We start from the raw sequence: 16821 nt of genomic DNA on the forward strand, positions 1-16821 counted from the left end.
AAACGCGGCTTCCCGCCATGCGGCATTCGGTCGCGTGCGTCAATGTGTCGCTTATCGTCGTCATCGGTGCACGCCACAATTCGGTCCGTCTGACATTCGCCGTTGTCATGCAGCGCTGCGCCATGCAATGCGGTGCGCTCGGACACGGTGTGTGCAGGTGATAAATCCGCGCCCGGATAATCGCTTCGCGGCCGGAGCACAAGAACCGACAAATGGATGGGGCCAGGGGATGCAACGGACAGGAACGGTGGTGGCATGGGTCGTCGGCATGGCGATCAGTGGCGGATCACAGGCAGCGCTGCAGGATCGCGGAGGCGGACTGCTCTACGACGACGTGCTGAACGTAACCTGGCTGCAGGATGCGAACTACGCCAAGACCTCCGGCTTCGACGCCGATGGCAGGATGACGTGGCAGGCGGCCAATGAGTGGGCCGAATCGCTTGTCTACCACGATGCCGTCAGGAACGTCGACTACGACGACTGGCGTCTCGCCGTCAACACGCCCGTTAACGGCACCGATTACGTCTACTCGTTCACCTTCGACGGCTCGACGGACCGCGCCTACAACGTCACGAGCGAGCACGCCGAACTCGCGTACATGTATTACGTGAATCTGGGCTTGAAAGGGTGGGCGAACACGAGCGGTGTCGGCCCGCAGCCCGATTACGGCATCTTCGGCAACGGCACCGGTTCGTTTGGCGACCAGAACGACGTCGGACTCGTGAAGAATCTCCAGGCGAGCTACTACTGGTATGCCGGCGAAGCCGGCAACGATCCCACCAAGGCCTGGACCTTCCACACGGACGCCGGACCACAGCTGACGTGGCTCAAGACGGACCTTCGCTATGCCTGGGCCGTGCGTACCGGAGACGTGGCAGCGGTTCCCGAACCTGCCACTTTCGCCTCCATGGCCGCCGGCCTGGGCGCGATGGGACTACTTGCCTGGCGCCGCCGCGGTGATCGCGGCACTCAGGCCTGAGTGTTGGGGCGCAGCGGAGCAGGACTTCCGACGTCCGCTGCAGCATGGCCGGGGGTTCCGTTCCCTGTACGGAACCCCCGGGCTTTCCCAGTCGTCCGGCACGCCCTGCCGTCGATCATTTCCGCTTCGTCGATGCGCCCTTCTTCGTTGCCGGTTTCCTCGCCTTTGCCGGCGCGGGTTCCGGTCTGACCCGCTTGGCGGTTTTCTTCCGGACCGGCCCAGGCTTCGGTGCATCCCCCACCTCGCCGGAATCGGCAGGACCGACCGGCTCGTCGTCATCCAGCCGGCAACTGCCGGGACAAAGATGATTGGCCAATTGGGCGAGCCGCTTCGACAGGCGCGCGGTCGCCGTGGCATCGGTCCGGGATGCCGCTAGCACGCTCTTCACCTTGAGGAACAGGCTCAGCAGATCCAGTTGCTTGACCACGGAATCGAGTTCCCGCGGCGTGCCACGCACGCTGCTCAGCGCTTCGCCGTAGTCGTCCTTCAGGCGTTGCAGCGTCTCCTCGCCGGCCTGCCCCGCCGTCGCCAGGTCCCCCACGATGATCGACTCGACCACTGCGGAATCGGCAGGCATCACGGCGTTCCAGAAATCGGGCATGGAACGGAAGCCGGTGTGGGCCCGCTCCCGGCACAATCGAACCTGCGCGAGCCACGCCTGCCGCTGCGAAGGCGGAGCGGGTTCCCGTCCGCGCTCCGTCGCACGCAAGCCCAGCGCATTGAGCGCGATGTAAGACCTGTAGTCGGCATCGTCCGGTTTGCCGGCGGCCGTCTCGTACGCCTCGATGCCGCGCTCGAGCGATTCCAGAAGATCCTCCATCCGCGCACCCGGCCGGCGGGCGATGAGGGCACGCCCGATGATGGCGGCCTTGCGCTTGCAGGCGCCGCCCAGAAGGGCGGCACGTTCGCGGTTGTTCGGTCCCGGCGCGCCGTCTCCGTCGATGACCGAGCCGAACTTCTCCAGTCGGCCAATGGCGCTTTCGACCAGTTCGAGCGGCGTCATCGTGCGGCCCGAGACCGCCACCGCCTTCAATCCCGCGGCATCGGATTCGTCGGCGACCCTCGCCTCCAGATTGACCAGTTCCTCGATCGCACGCGTCGGCACGGAGCGGTCGCGATCGGTGCTTTGCAGGGCCGCAACGAAGTGGTCGCGCGCCACGGGGAAATACGACCGCCCGAGCGCACCGTAGAGCTGCCCGAGCGCGTAGCGGACATCGGGGCGCGCACCCCAGGCCTCCGGACAGTCCTTCAAGAGCTTCTCGGCCCTGGCGGCATGCCGCGCGGCGGCATCCTGTGCCATGGCGCCGGGCGCCGTGCTGATCGAGGCGGATACCCGTTCGATCGCGCCCAGCAGTTCTTCCGGAACCACCGGCGCCCGGCTGGGCAGGTTGGAACTTCCCCGATCCATCGCCTGGGGCTGGGCGACGTATCCCGGATCACCGTAGATTTGATAGGCACCCCAGGTATTGGTCGTCGTGCCGAACCTTTCGTAGGTGTGGCTGCGCGCCAGGAACGCCGCTTCGCCGAGTGACCGGTTGTCGCGCAGAAGGGCGCCGTAGAATTCGGCCGCGAAGTATTCTGCGGCTTCGTCGTCGACCGCCCAGCCGGCTGCGACGACCGCACGCACCCCCATCTCGATCAGCTGCCGGGAGATGCTGTAGGCCAGGCGGTTGAATGCGATGCCCGGCTGCGCCGCTCCCGTCTGCGCCAGGTGGCAGCAGTTCAGGAACACGAGATCCGGAACCACCTCCATGGAGTCGATCTCCGCGGCGGTCAGCAGCACGCCATCGGAAAGGATGGCCCCGGTGCGCAGCGTTCCATCCGCCGCCCGCTGCTCGAACAGACCGTGGGAAGCGATGTGGACGATGCGATAGGGACGCTGGTACAGCTTGTTGATGACATCCAGCGCCATGGACGATGTCCCGATCGCTTCGGTCACGGAGAATCCGGCGGCCCCGAGCGCCTGCACCACGGCCCGCGCTTCGTTCTCGGCTCCCGCCAGCGCCGGCGGATCGGGATAGGGCGTTCCGTCCGCCGAATGGAAGACCTTTCCGAAGCCCTTCGTGGACGGATTGCCCACGACCAGCGCGAGGGGGTCCAGCGTCTGACGCACGCGGCTGCGATACTGCCCCGACGCAAGCTGGCGGACGACCCACGCGCGGACGCACAGCGGCTCCTTTTCGGCGAGCATCAGTTCCCACGGAAGGTTGGCGGTGTACGCGTCCACGACCAGGACGAGGCGGCCGAGCTGCCGGGCGACTTCCTTGAAGTCGTTGGGGATCAGGAGCTGGAAGAGCGTGCGCGACAGCTCTTCGGAATAACCGGTGCGCGTGAGGCTGTTGCTCACGAGCGCTTCGATGAGCCCAGGCTGACGCTGTTTCTCCTGCGTCTCGGCCCGCGCACGCTGGGCGAGATAGAGAAACTTGAGGGCGCGCGCCGGGCTGCGGTTGGCATCGCCCGGCAGGCGCCCGCCTTCCACATCGGCATCCGTGACGATGAGACGTGGCCAATAGCCGTTGGACTCGGGCGCGTCGAGGCGGTAGTGCCAGCCCTTGCGCTGCGTGAGGAACGGCTGCGGCTGGACACGCATGCCGTATCTCGAGGCGTCCGCGTTCAGCCGCTTCGCCACGCGCTGGAGCGCTCGGGTCGCACCGATGGCCGTGTCGAGATACATCTCGACCAGATCGAGCCGGGTGACGCGCATGGGCTGCTTCATGTTCTCGGCGAATTGCTGATTCGCCTCCAGGACACCGCGCACGATCGCCCCGACGGAATCCTCGACGCTGATGTTCGTCGTGGAATTGTGTCCGATGAGCAGACTCGAGAGCCCGATGTCGGTGGACCCCTGCGCCGCCCGGTGAACGCCGCCCTGGTTGTCCACGAGTTGCAGCAGGTATCGGAGCGTTCCCGTGCGCGCGGCTTCCGTGAGGCTGCCCATGGTGAGGTTGCCCAGCTCGCCCAGTCCGATCACGACGGCTCCGCGCGCGCTGCCCCGCCGCCGCTCTTCGTCGTTGCGGGAGAAGAGCACGACAGTGGCCGTGCCCATCCGCCCCGCGTAGAGCCCCAGGTGGTGCCGCATGGTGAGCTCGCCGCCCACCAGCTCCCGGTCGATCAGGGACTCCGCGCCCGAGATCGCATCCTGCTCGTAGTGCCCCACCATCACGGGCGAATGGCATTGGCGCAGATCCATCGCGGCGCAGGACACCTCCAGGACGGGCCGGGCGGCCGGGCGCGCCTTGCGGGGCCGGCGGCTGCCGGCCAGCGCATCGAGGATCTCGCCGCTGCTGGGCAAAGGCACCGGTCCCGGCTCGTAGGCCAGCACCTCCCCCGCCGTGCGCGCTGCAGGCCGCGTGACCGTCAGCACGTCTGTTGCCCGAGGCTTGCCCTCCGCGAGCAGCTCGACGAGCGCGGGGAACGCTTCCTCGGTATCCGCGAGCGCGCCGTGCTCCGCCCTCAGGAAATAGACGTTGCGATTCTCCTCGAGTCCGCCGATCAGGCCCGAACGCCATGTGACCGTGCCGTCTCCCTCGGCGCACGACAGCATCTTCCAGCGATCACCCTCCAGACGCACACCGCAGGGCGTCTTCTCGGCCACGCCGCACACGTAGACGATGTTCTCGCGATGGCGGGCCGGCAGGCGGCCCTCGGCGAACTCGGGGGAAGCCGACCAGATCCGGCCGGCGTCGCCCAGGGCATCCCCGGTCGGCGCGCCGACGATCCCGTTGCCGAACCAGAAGTCGCGGTTCCGATCCCGGAACGAGGGCCAGAGCTGCGGATCGTAGTAGTCCGCGAACTGGCCGTTGCGGCCGGCGGCATCGTCGAAGCCGGGTCGCGGAAGGAGCTGCAGCGCGCCGCGGAATTCCTTGATGATGTCCAGCAGCTCCTGCAGATCGTGTTTCATGTCGACGAAGCGCGCGAGCTTGCGGACCGTCTCGTCCTTGCCGAGCAGAGTCGCCACCATGGAATGCGAACCCTGGTTGGGCGTACCCAGCATCACGAAGCGCGCGCCGGGCCGCGCATTGAGCGCCTCCCACAGATCGGGCCTCGCCGCGATCATGGTCCGCACGACGAGCCCGCCCATGCTGTGCGCGAGCAGACGGATGGGCACGGGCCGGTCCTTGCTGCCTTCCAGCAAGGCCTCGATGCGCTCGGCCCGCGCGTTCGCCGCCACGCTCACCGGCTTGCGCCAGTCGTATGGAAAGCGCTCGACCCGGTGCGTCTGCAGCAGGTGTTCGCACAGGTTGCCGTAGAACCGGTCGAACAGCTTGTCCGGCGCGACATCGTCCGCCTCCCCGTCCAACGGAGCTTGGCGAGACCGCCGGCAACGATATCGAGGGGATCGAACCAGATGCGGTCGTCGCCGGCCATGAGCCGCAGGTGCGAGCCCATGATACCGGGCAGCATCACCACGATCGGCAGGTCGCCTTCGTCGCGTTCCCCGCCCCGTTGCAGGAGGAAGTCCCGATCGGCGGCAGCCTCCTGGGCGGCCGTACGCTCCGCCGGTGTGGCGGGCAGCGGCTCGAACCGTTCCGTGATGGTGAGGTCGTGCAGCGTGAGCCATTCGACCAGCGCCGCCCGGGAATCGGCGTTCTCGAAGTAGCGGAAGTGGTTGACCTTGGGCCCCTGCTCGAAGCGGCTGTGGGCCAGCGCCGGGCGGGCGAGGCCCGCGTACATGGAATCGGTGTCGACAACCAGATCGTTGTCCACACGATCGAAGAAGAGGTAGTCGGTGAACAACACGCCCAGCTTCTTCAGCACGCCGCCGCCTTCGATGTCGCCGGCGATGACGGCGAGTTGCATGCCTTCCCGCGGCTCCGAACGCGCGAGGAAGCGCGCGGTCGGCGAGTCCGGCAGCATCGCCTCGATGCCGGGAACCATCTCGGGGCGGGTCCGGTTCTTCGCGATCTCCAGGACGATGCGCTTGACGGCGGAGTACAGCGGGCTTGCCGCCAGTACCGGCACCAGACCGATCAGGGAGAGCAGGCCCGACAGGAACACATCGAGGTTGGCGCTGGCCAGGCGTGTGCCGCGTGCGGGGCTCGCGACGCGCACGTAGCGGTCGACGCGCAGCCGCTTCTCCCGCAGCACGATCGCGAGCTCCCCGAGCTTCGCCCGGTGTTCGGCGTAGCCGTGGCTGCAGGCCTCGCGCACTGCGCGCTGCCCCTCGTCCTCCCCCGGCCTCGGATCCGGATCGCCGAAGCACTCGCGCACGAGCGTGTCGTCAACCCGCTCCAGGCACAGGAAATCGCCCACCAGTCCGCCACGCGAATGAGTGACGACGCTGATCTGCGCGCCCTGAGGCAGCACGCGGGCCAGCGCGAGCGCGTTCTCGATGGGGCTCTCCGAGAACGTGCGGTGCTCGAAGGCGTAGATGCGATCGCCGAATCGTGCCTGCAGGTCCCGCCAGTCTTCCTGCGAGACGTTCTTGAGATCGCCGAAGCTCCCGCTGCTGTTCGATCCGGTACCGTGGATGAAGACGAGCATCGGCCCCTGTCTTCCCTCCTGCGCGAGCCGGTCGTCGCCCACGGAGATGAGATCGGTGGGTTCGCCCTGGGCCCCGACCCAGCGGTACAGGCCCGGTTCGCGCTGGAGACGGCTCTCGATGGCCCACATGAGGGCCTTGGTGCCAAGCCAGGTGACCCCGAGCCCGGCGACATCGCGAAGCTTCTCTTCCGCCTTGGTACCGAGCCATTCTGCGAGCTTGTGCCGGGCGGCGTCGAGGATCGGATCGGCCGCCGTGCCCACCTTGACGCGGAAGACGCGCTCGACGAGTTCGCCGACGGCGTCGCTCACCCAGCCGCGCGTCTGTTGCCCATGGCGCCGCAACGCGTCGAGGTCGGCGATCCCGCCCCCGACCGACGCGGGATCGATGCGTTCCAGGACTTCCTCGAGCGTCTGCGGCGAGGTGAAGATGCTGACGCCCTCGCCCAGCTCCAGCACGAGGACTTCGCCGCCCTGGGCGGCCATGGTCGACGGGGCGGCCGCCGCGACGTCGCGGGCGGCCCGCGTGAGATCGTAGGCTTCCACGACTTCGACGAACCCTTCCGGCAGGAACAGGTCGGCCGGATCGGAAGCGGCTCGCGAACCACCGCCCAGCATCCGCGGGGCGGCAACCGCGGACAACGGCACACCGGGAATCCGGAACTCGACCGAATCGCGAGACGTCATGGCACCCTCCTCCGCTCGCGCGATCTCGTGACGCGCAATCGTTCATCGAATGCCTTCAGCATACCGCCGGGAGCCGCACCGCGGGCATATCCCATTCGTCCTATGGTCCTGCGATCCCCGGACCGGGCGGCGTCGGGGCCCCGGAGGACTGGCCGCGGCGGCCCGCCACGATGCGTTCCGGGCACGAACCGGTCCGCTTTCGCGCCGGGGAAACGGGCAGCGCACCGGCCGCCACAGGGGGTTCCCAGCGCCCCGACCGGATTTATACTTTCGCCACCCGCTGCGTCGCCGGGAAAATTGCCCGGCGCGATCATGAATATCCTGAGCAGCGGATCGTGAATTTGCGCTTGGTTCCTTCCCCACCGCTTCGGCAGACTCCGCAGCATTCACCCTCCAGGCAAAGAAACCCATGAAAAGGATTGCAGTCCTCGTCGCCTCGGCAGCGCTGTGCGCGACAGTTTCCACGGCGTTCGGCGGCTCCGGCTGGAGCGGCAGCCTTGCGCCGATCTCGGACAACGACTGGAGCCGCGAACGTGCCAGGCATCTGCTGGAGCGTGCCGGATTCGGCGGCACTCCCGAGGAGATCGACGCGCTGGCGGCGATGAAGCCCCGGGACGCCGTACGTCGTCTCGTCTACTTCGAAGGCGCCCCGGCCGCCGACCTCCCTCCCTTCGACGAGTCGGGCGTGTTCGACGAGGGCCTGGATGCCTTCCCGCCCAGCCGCCCGGCGACGACGGATCTGGCGCGCAGCCAGGGGGAGGCGATCGGGGTCAAGGTGAAGCCGGCGGGCAACCGCAGGATGCAGCCGGTGGTGAACAAGTTCTTCTACTGGCTTCGCGCAAGCCGGCTGGAGACGCACCGGATCGGCTACTGGTGGGCAAACCGCATGCTGGCGTCGCCCCGTCCGCTGGAAGAGAAGATGGCCCTGTTCTGGCACGGCCACTTCGCGACGACGGAAGAAAAGGTTCGCGACTACCGCAAGATGCTGCGGCAGCTGGAGATCTTCCAGCAGAACGGCCTGGGCGACTTCCGCAGCCTGCTCGTGAACGTGGCGCAGGATCCGGCCATGCTCGCGTTCCTCGATGCCGGCGTGAACGTCAAGGGCGCGCCGAACGAGAACTTCGCCCGGGAGATCATGGAACTGTTCTCCATGGGCGTGGGCAACTACTCGGAGCACGACATCCGCGAGGCTGCGCGGGCCTTCACCGGCTGGAACTTCCAGGGAACCACGTTCCGGGTGAACGACGACAAGCACGACGACGGCGTCAAGGCGGTCCTGGGCCGGGAAGGCCGCTTCGACGGCGTGGCGGTCATCGACATCATTCTCGAGCAGCCGGTCACGGCGGAATTCCTCGCGGCCAAGCTCTATCGGTTCTTCGTGAGGGAAGACCTCGATCCGGCGTTGCGCAGACAGCTGGGCAACGTGCTGCGCGAGAACGGTTACCGGATCGCCCCGTTCATGGAGACGCTGCTCCTGTCCCAGGATTTCTACGCCCCCGAATCGGTCGCGACCCACATCAAGAGCCCGGTGGAACTGGCGCTGTCGACCTACAAGAAGCTGGGTCTGAAGGAAGTCCCGGGCGTACCCGACTTCAACGATGTCACCGGCGCCCTGGGCCAGAAGCTGCTCTATCCGCCTACCGTGGCAGGCTGGGCGCAGGGCCGCAGCTGGATCACGCCGGGCCTGCTGCTCGAGCGGGGCAACTTTGCGCTGGACGTGTTGCTGCCGGACATCTCCTTCATTCCGGAGGACCGTTACCCGGTGTCCTACACCGGGGCCGAGATCCGGGCGGTGCATGACCGGATCCGCGCCGGCGCCGACATCACGACCGCGACCAAACCTCTCGACAAGGATTCCAGTCCCGACATGATGGCGATGTCCAGTGCGAACGCGGACCGGGACGAGGACTTCAACACGCGCTTCGCGAGCTACCGCGGCTGGCAGATGGCCATCGAACGGGTGAAGCCGATCGCCCGCACGACGGCGAGAATCGATCTCACGTCGATGCTGCTCGGCGCGGGTTGCGCGAATTCGGCAGATGCCGTCGCGTATCTGGAGCGCCGGTTCCTCAGCGTGCCCCTCGACGATTCGGTGCGCCGCTCGATGAGCGACTTCCTGGTCAAGGAACTGGGCACGGACGATCTCCGCGCGGCGCAGAGCTACGCGGAAGACAGCCTCCGCCTGCTCCTGCACCTCATCCTGAGCCGTCCGGAGTATCAGCTCGGTTGAGGCCGGACGCAGACACCGGATTCCAGGAAACCTCGGAACAACGGGCATCAGCCCTTCGAACAATGACGCGAGGCGCGCCTTCCGCCGCCCGCGCATGGAGTGACGAAAATGAATGATCGATCGACAGGCAGACGCCGGCTCCTGAAGGGAGCCCTCGCCGGCGTGGGTGCTCAGGCCTTCTCTCCCATCATCGTGCCGGGCATGTTCTCCAACATCGCACATGCCGCCGCGGAATCGTCGGCCAGCGACCGCATTCTCGTCGTGCTGGAGCTCTCGGGCGGCAATGACGGCCTCAATACGGTCGTTCCCTACGCCGACGACGCCTACTACCGGCATCGTCCCAATATCGGACTTCCCGCCAGCAAGCTGCGGAAGATCGACGACCACTTCGGATTCAACCCCGGCATGGCGGGATTCGAGCGGTTATGGAAAGACGGCCAGCTGGCAATCCTCCACGGCTGCGGCTACGACAATCCGTCGTTCTCCCATTTCACCTCGATGGCGTACTGGCATACGGCGGCGCCGAACAGCGGGGACGACTATGGCTGGTTCGGCCGCGTGGCAGATACGCTCTCGCCACAAGCCCAGCCCAATTTCCTGATCAACGTCGATACCACGCAGTCGCTTGCCGTGAAGAGCCGCGTGCACACGCCCGTGGTCTTCGACGACCCGAACAAGTTCCTGCGCAGCGCCTTTGCGCAGGAGCGCGGCGTTCTGGATGCCGGGGACGCGAACGCCGACACCAATGCCTCGAGGAAGTACCTCGACGACGTCGCGCGGAGCGCCAAGGAAGCCTCGCAACTGGTACGCGATGCCTGGGGCCGTTACCGCTCGCCGGTGGATTACGGCATCAACCCGCTTGGACTGAACAAGGTGGCCGCCTGCATTTCGGCAGGTTTTCCCACGCGTCTGTACTACGTGGCGTACCGCAACAATGCCTTCGACACCCACGTCCAGCAGAACGACCTGCACCAGCGCCTGCTGACGTACACCGCCGACGCGGTGCTGGGATTCATGCGGGATCTGGAACGCATCGGCGTGGCGGACCGGGTGGCCTTGATGGCGTTCTCCGAGTTCGGCCGCCGCGTGCCGGAAAACACGAGCCTGGGTACCGATCACGGTGCCGCCAACGTGATGTTCTTCGCCGGCAAGCACGTCGCGGGCGGACACTACGGCGTGAAACCGAACCTGACTCAGCTGGATGCCGGCGACAATCTGGCTTACACCACCGACTTCCGCCGGGGCTACTCGACCGCCATCGATGGCTGGCTGCAGCTTCGCAGCGCCGACAAGGTGCTGAAAGGCCGCTACGAGCCTTTCCCCGTCTTCGGCTGACCCCCGAGGTCCGGATTCGCGGGGCGCGCGGTCACCGGCGCCCTGCGAAGAGTATCCGAGGGCCTCTCGCCGAACATCCGGCGATAGTCCAGGGAAAACTGTCCCAGGTGCCAGAAGCCCCACCGCGCGGCGATGTCTCCGATACGGGCCGTCCCGCCCGCCGTCTTGAGTTCGCGCCTCACGCCGTTCAAGCGCACGGCTCTCAGGTACTGGACCGGACTCACGCCAAGGACTTCCTGGAAGCAGTATTGGAGCGTCCGTCTGCTCGACCCCAGTTCGGCACAGAGATCCGCGACGGTCATGGGAGCCGCGCAGTGGCCGGCAATGAATTCCCTGGCGCGTCCGACGAGAGCACTGCGGGCGGGTGACGACGCGGGAACCGTATCGCGGAGGCGAGCGCCTTCCACCGCCGCTTCGACGCCGTCCAGCAGGGAGGTGACGAACGTTCGTCTCGCTTCCTGATGGTCGAACGGGCTCGCATCCCGGTCCAGCATCTCGAAGAAGTGCCGCACGTAGGTATTGAGGGCCGCAAGCGCTTCGGTTTCGCGCAACAGGTCCGCGCCGGACCGGTCCCAGCGATCCGCGGCGGCATCGTCCCCCGTGCGGTCCCCGCGTCTCCGGATCGCATCCAGCGGCACCGCGATTCCTACCACGTCCAGACGCGCCGGCGTGCGCAGCGAAAACTCACCGGGGGTGCCGAATGCGAACGCGCTGCCGGCCTCCAGCGGATGCCCGCAGAAGCTGCCGTCGCCCTCTGCGCCCTGGACCAGTCCCACGATGCAGGCATCCGGCCACGATCGTCCCGTCTGCAGCACGACCTGCCGGGTCCGCTCCCGGAAGACCTGGACCTCATCGAGCCAGACGTCGGTGAGCCAGCCTTCGAAGGGACCCGAGGACAGCTGTTCGTATCGCTGGTCCCAGTGCCGCAACGCTTCCGCGTGCTCGTCGGCGTCGCGCCGGTGACCGCGATGCAGATGGAATCGCTCCCCGCTGGTGCGCGGAGCCTCGTCGGCGCCCCATTGCCGGGCATCATCGCCTGATTTTGCACATCCCATCGTCGATCCCGCCCAGGTGCCAGGTTCCGATCGCTGTTGTCGAGCGCCTGTCGTTGCATTTTGTGGTCCCGCCGATCCTTCGATGCCGAATTTTGATAGGAATGACGCGATGGTCGCGCTATCGTTGCTTCCATCGGAACCGGCACGGTCGGCCGTCAGAGGGAGATCGAACGATGAAACAGTACTTGCGTGAGTGGGGTGTGCGTTCGTTGCGATGGTCGGCTCTCTCGCTCGCCGCGGCCGCGCTATTGCACCCGGTATCATCCATCGCGCAACTGCCCGCGGAGACGCTCTCCACGGAACCGGTGGTCAAGGCCTCCCAGCGCGTCTACATCCCCGACATCGCGATCAATCACATCGCCGACGGCAAGCTGCACATCGTCGATGGGGAGACGGGAGCCTACCAGGGCGTCATCGGTACCGGGTTCACCGGCCAGACCAAGCTGAGTCTGGACGGCAAGGAAATCTACATCGCGACCGGTTACTACTCGCGCGGGCAGCGCGGGGAGCGGACGGACATCGTCGAAGTGTGGGACGCCGACAGCCTGCGCTTCAAGTACGAGATCCCCATCAGCGACAAGCGCGCCATGGCGCTCAACTACAAGTGGCTGCTGAGCCTGTCGTCCGACAGCCGCTGGCTGTTCGTGCAGAACGCGACGCCGGCCACCTCGGTCACCGTCGTGGACCTTCAGGCGAAGAAGGCGGTATCGGAGATCTCCCTGCCTGGGTGCTGGGCGGTATTTCCGGTCAGATCCCAGCCGAACCGTTTCGGTACCCTCTGCGGGGACGGAACGGTGCAGATGGTGACCGTGGCAGACGACGGAAGTGCGGCCGACCGGACGATCTCCGACACGATCTTCGATCCCGATGCGGATGCGCTGTTCATCCAGGGCGAAGCGACCGGCGACACCTACCATTTCGTCTCTTTCACCGGCAACGTCGTGAGCGTCGACATGAGCGGCGCGAAGGCCAAGGCAGCCAGCAAGTGGTCCCTGGTGTCCGCAGCCGAAAGGAAGAAAGGGTGGCGCCCGGGTGGCTACCAGGTGCTGGCGCTCCACGAGGGGTCGGGACGCATGTACGTCGCGATGCATGAAGGCGGCGCCGAAGGCAGCCACAAGTCTCCTGCCAAGGAGATCTGGGGCTTCGACCTTGCCAGCCGCAAGCGGGTGCTGAAGATGCCAGGACACATGGCCACGGCGATCGGGACCTCCTCGGACGGTAAGCGCCTCTATGCGATCGACGCGGAAAAGGCCTCACTCGTCATCGTCGAGATCGGCCGCAAGCCCAAGGTCAGGGGTGTGTTCCAGGTGGGCGAGTTCCCGAGCCAGATCGAGGTCAACTGACGCCCATGGACCTCCTGCTGTCGGACCCGGCGGCAACCGGCATCATCGTCGGCGCACTGGCCCTGATCCTCTTCAGCGCGGCCTGGCACAAGTTCGCCGAACCGAACATGTTCCTGTCGTCGCTCGCAGCGTATCGGCTCCTGCCCGCAGGGGCGCTGGACATCCTGTCGCGAGGCATTCCCGCCGTTGAAGTGCTCCTGGGCGTCGGGATGCTCGTTCCGGCGAGCCGAACGCCTGCTCTGGCAGGTTGCGCGGCACTGATGGCCGTCTACGCATCGGCAATGGCCATCAATCTGGTTCGTGGGCGCAGCTACATCGATTGCGGTTGTGGCGGTTCCGCGCACCCGCTTTCGTGGGGACTGGTATGCCGCAACCTGGTGCTGGTCGCACTGGCGGTCGCGGCGACGGGGCCCAAGGCCGAGCGCTCGTTCTCGTGGCTCGACGCGATCATGCTCGTGGCAGGCGTTCTCGCGTTCTACGCTTCCTATCTCATGGCCGATGAACTGCTCCGTCAGGCGAGCCGTATGGCGCGCGCCGAGCGGTCGGACGATGCAAGGAGTTCTCTCTCATGACCAGTATGGCTGTCTCCAACGCGCTTCTCTGGGTGCTCATGCTGGGGGTCATCGTGGCTCTGTGGGCGCTCGCCCGCCAGGTGGGCATTCTCTACGAACGTGTGGCCCCCATGGGAGCGCTCATCACGGATGCAGGCCCCAAACTGGGAGATGCGTCTCCGGCCTTCGATCTCCCTTCCCTTGCAGGCCAGGCGATCGGCATCGGAGGCGAACGGCCCAGAAGCCAGCTCATCTTCTTTCTCTCCCCGACCTGCCCCGTCTGCAAGAAGCTCCTGCCGATCCTGCGCTCCGCCTCGCAGGCCGAAAAGAGCTGGCTGGACGTCATTCTCGCCAGCGACGGCGATTCGACACAGCATCTGGCCTTCTATCGCGATCAGAAGCTCCAGAGCTTTCCTTACGTACTGTCGGCAGACCTGGGGATGACCTACCGGGTCAGCCGGCTACCGTACGCCGTGCTGCTGGACGAGCATGGGGTCATCCGGGCCAAGGGACTCATCAACAATCGGGAACAGCTCGAGAGCCTGTTCAACGCCAAGGAAATCGGGGTCGCTTCGGTGCAGGACTACCTGCAGCGCGGCGCTCATGCTCACTCGGGCGAAAGCGCCTGACACTTCGAAGGGAGACTCCAGATGCTTCATCTCGTCGAACAATGGATCGATCGCATGGCCGAGCGCCGCGTACGGCGGGCGGCCCAGCTGACTTCCCGTCGAAGCGCCATCGCGAAGATCGGCACTGCCTTGGTGGGAGGAGCGGTGCTTCCCATGCTTCCGTTCGACCGCTCGGGCGGCGTCGCTCATGCCGCCACGCCTGCGGTCGAAGATCCGACCAAGTGCGAATACTGGCGCAACTGTGCGCTGGATGGATTCCTGTGCACCTGCTGCGGTGGCAGCGTGACGTCCTGCCCACCCGGCGCGGAGGCATCGAAGGTCACCTGGGTCGGGACCTGCAAGAACCCCAAGGACGGTCGCGACTATCTGGTGAGCTACAACGATTGCTGCGGCAAGGTGGCGTGCGGACGATGCCTGTGCAATTTCAACGAACGCGAACGTCCGGCTTACCGCATGGGTGTGCACAACGACATCAACTGGTGCATGGCCGACAAGCAGACCATGTATCACTGCACCGTGTCCGTCATCGTCGGTGTCGCGAACGGCTGACGAAAAGGCGGTAGGACGGCGACGGCTCTTCATCCGGTTTCCTGTGGGAGGAATTCGGCGATGACAAGGCGCTCGTGCTGGTGGATTGCCGCTCTCTGGCTTCCCGCCGTCTCAGCCTGGGCAGGGGAGGCCTTGTCAGACCGGGCGCGTGTCGATTACATGCTCCATTGCTCGGGATGCCATGGCATGGACGGGATGGGAAAACCGGAAAGGGGCATTCCTCGATTCGCAGGCCAGATCGGCTACTTCCAGCAACTGGCGGAAGGCCGCGCGTTCATCATGCAGGTGCCCGGGCTGCTGAGCGCCCGACTGTCGGACGAGCGCGCGGCGGCGGTGACGACTTGGCTTGTACGGCAGTACGGGGGAGCATCGCTCCCTGCTCACTTCCAGCCATACTCTGCGGATGAAGCGAAGCGCTATCGCGAGTCGCGACCTGCAGACGTCATAGGAAAGCGCGACGAGATCTATCGCCAGTTGCTGGCGCTCGGTTTCCCGCTCAATTAGGGCTCTTCCTTCCTGGCATCGAGCAATGCCGGGTTCCTGCAAGACCTCTTCCCGATGCCGGTTAGCGCTGCAGGGCGTGGACCCGCACTGCCACACACTCGACGAGAGCCGCGAATGAAAAAGGCCTCACCATGAGGTGAGGCCTTCTACTCGAAGGCGTCGCTCAAGTTCGAGCGACGCTTCGGCTACCGCTATCAGGCGCGGCTGCGGCGCAGTGCGAAGCCCAACAGGATCGCTCCCGTGGCCATCGTCGCCCAAGTCGCGGGTTCCGGAATCGGAGCCACACCGACCGTCAGCACGACTTCTTTCTTCTCGATGAAGGCACCCTTGGGGCCCGCATCGCCGCCTGCGTACGCCACCAGGATGTTCTGGATGGACACGTTGGCGCTGTTTGCAGCGTCATCCAGCATCACGCCTGCGGTCGCTTCCCAATTGGTCGTGGCCAGGTTGGGGAACGTCGCCGGAACGAACGCGTTGGAGGCGGTAATCGGATCGATTAGGGTCGAGCCGCTCGGATCCAGGGGGGTCATGCGCAACTGGCCGGTGGCCGCCACGACACTGCCGCCGCCGAACACGAGGTAATCACCGGCTTCCCACAGGGAACCGCCCGTCAGCGTCCAGCCCGCGTCTGCAGTGATGCTGAGGGCGATCGTGCTGTTGGTGATGATCGTGGTGTCGCTGGTGGTGGTCTTCGCCGTGAATCCAGGGGATCCCGAGGGGAAGAACTTGATGGCATCTCCCACGATCATGGGGGTCCCGAACAGGCCCACCAGAGCGTCGTCGTAAGAGACATCGAAATAATCACCGTCCAGCGTGACTATTGCTGCGGAAGCGCTCAACGGAACGCTCGCAGCGAGAGCGATTCCTGCCAGATAGCGTTTGAAGTTCATAGTCTCCTGCTCCAGAAAAAATCTCATTAAGGGTTCCGACGAAGCCTTCCCGCTACTCCACCGGAGAATGAGGCAATGCCCCACCCGCCCCCGTTTTCCCACTTATGATGTTGAGAGTACCTCGGCCCGTCGCCGCAAACAAGGTATTTCTTGCAGATTCTCACAAAAGAACACACTCGCTTTTGACTTTTGCCGCCCGATTGCCCGATCACCACAATCGCTGCCCCCGAAGCGATGTCCCCGGACGATAGCAACTTCAGAGGCGAGTGCAAGCATTCCCAATGCCACCTCCGCAGGCGCCTGGAGACATTTCCAAAAGTAGATGATTAATATGACGATTGTTCGTTCGTTGCGACCGATCAGGCGGGCCAGGACGGGCAAACTGCGTTCCCGCATCGCACAACGTCGGTGCAGTTCCCCGGCGCGCTCGCCAAATCGGTGAATCCGGGAGGATTTTTGGTCAACCAGCGCCATCGCTGCCGGGCCATCGGGTCCTCCCCCGTCGTCCGAGACCGACACTTGCAAGGGCAGCCTCAGCGGTGAATCCGGGGCGGCGGGATGCATTTCCATTGCTGCCAGTCGCGAAGC

The 16821-nt window shown here is 65.7% G+C and carries 11 protein-coding genes; 8 read left to right on the forward strand and 3 right to left on the reverse strand.

Annotation, left to right across the window (positions count from 1 at the left end):
- Positions 1–250 precede the first annotated feature (250 nt).
- On the forward strand, positions 251–979 hold the full coding sequence (locus tag IPK20_14515) for a PEP-CTERM sorting domain-containing protein (GenBank protein ID MBK8017809.1): 729 nt from the start codon (positions 251–253) through the stop codon (positions 977–979).
- 115 nt (positions 980–1094) lie between these two features.
- Here IPK20_14515 and IPK20_14520 read toward each other — a convergent pair whose 3' ends face one another.
- Complete coding sequence (locus tag IPK20_14520) at positions 1095–5279, reverse strand: CHAT domain-containing protein (protein ID MBK8017810.1); 4185 nt, start codon at positions 5277–5279, stop codon at positions 1095–1097.
- 2277 nt (positions 5280–7556) lie between these two features.
- Between IPK20_14520 and IPK20_14525 the strand changes: the two genes are divergently transcribed.
- Entirely contained in the window at positions 7557–9377 is a 1821-nt protein-coding gene (locus tag IPK20_14525; protein ID MBK8017811.1) for a DUF1800 domain-containing protein, read from the forward strand.
- A 108-nt stretch (positions 9378–9485) separates the two neighbouring features.
- A complete protein-coding gene (locus IPK20_14530; protein MBK8017812.1) occupies positions 9486–10712 on the forward strand; it encodes a DUF1501 domain-containing protein in 1227 nt (408 codons plus the stop codon).
- Here the strand turns inward: IPK20_14530 and IPK20_14535 are convergent.
- Complete coding sequence (locus tag IPK20_14535; protein MBK8017813.1) at positions 10685–11767, reverse strand: helix-turn-helix domain-containing protein; 1083 nt, start codon at positions 11765–11767, stop codon at positions 10685–10687. The two genes, IPK20_14530 and IPK20_14535, sit on opposite strands and share 28 nt — an antisense overlap.
- A gap of 173 nt (positions 11768–11940) precedes the next feature.
- On the opposite strand from IPK20_14535, the gene IPK20_14540 reads away from it, so the two are divergent.
- From IPK20_14540 to IPK20_14560, 5 genes are all read left to right on the forward strand, one after another.
- A complete protein-coding gene (locus tag IPK20_14540; GenBank protein MBK8017814.1) occupies positions 11941–13110 on the forward strand; it encodes an amine dehydrogenase in 1170 nt (389 codons plus the stop codon).
- 5 nt (positions 13111–13115) lie between these two features.
- A complete protein-coding gene (locus IPK20_14545) occupies positions 13116–13682 on the forward strand; it encodes a methylamine utilization protein MauE (protein MBK8017815.1) in 567 nt (188 codons plus the stop codon).
- The gene (mauD, locus tag IPK20_14550; GenBank protein ID MBK8017816.1) at positions 13679–14290 is read left to right on the forward strand and encodes a methylamine dehydrogenase accessory protein MauD; all 612 of its coding nucleotides are present in this window, start codon (positions 13679–13681) and stop codon (positions 14288–14290) included. Before IPK20_14545 ends, mauD begins: the two co-directional genes overlap by 4 nt.
- A gap of 21 nt (positions 14291–14311) precedes the next feature.
- Positions 14312–14839 (forward strand): amine dehydrogenase, encoded by a 528-nt coding sequence (locus IPK20_14555; protein ID MBK8017817.1) that lies wholly within the window; start codon positions 14312–14314, stop codon positions 14837–14839.
- 186 nt (positions 14840–15025) lie between these two features.
- The gene (locus tag IPK20_14560; protein ID MBK8017818.1) at positions 15026–15343 is read left to right on the forward strand and encodes a hypothetical protein; all 318 of its coding nucleotides are present in this window, start codon (positions 15026–15028) and stop codon (positions 15341–15343) included.
- A 194-nt stretch (positions 15344–15537) separates the two neighbouring features.
- On the opposite strand, the gene IPK20_14565 is transcribed toward IPK20_14560, so the two are convergent.
- Positions 15538–16233: a PEP-CTERM sorting domain-containing protein gene (locus IPK20_14565; GenBank protein MBK8017819.1), complete on the reverse strand. Its 696-nt coding sequence runs from the start codon at positions 16231–16233 to the stop codon at positions 15538–15540.
- Between the last annotated feature and the right edge of the window lie 588 nt (positions 16234–16821).

This window comes from Betaproteobacteria bacterium (assembly GCA_016713305.1).
GTDB lineage: Bacteria > Pseudomonadota > Gammaproteobacteria > Burkholderiales.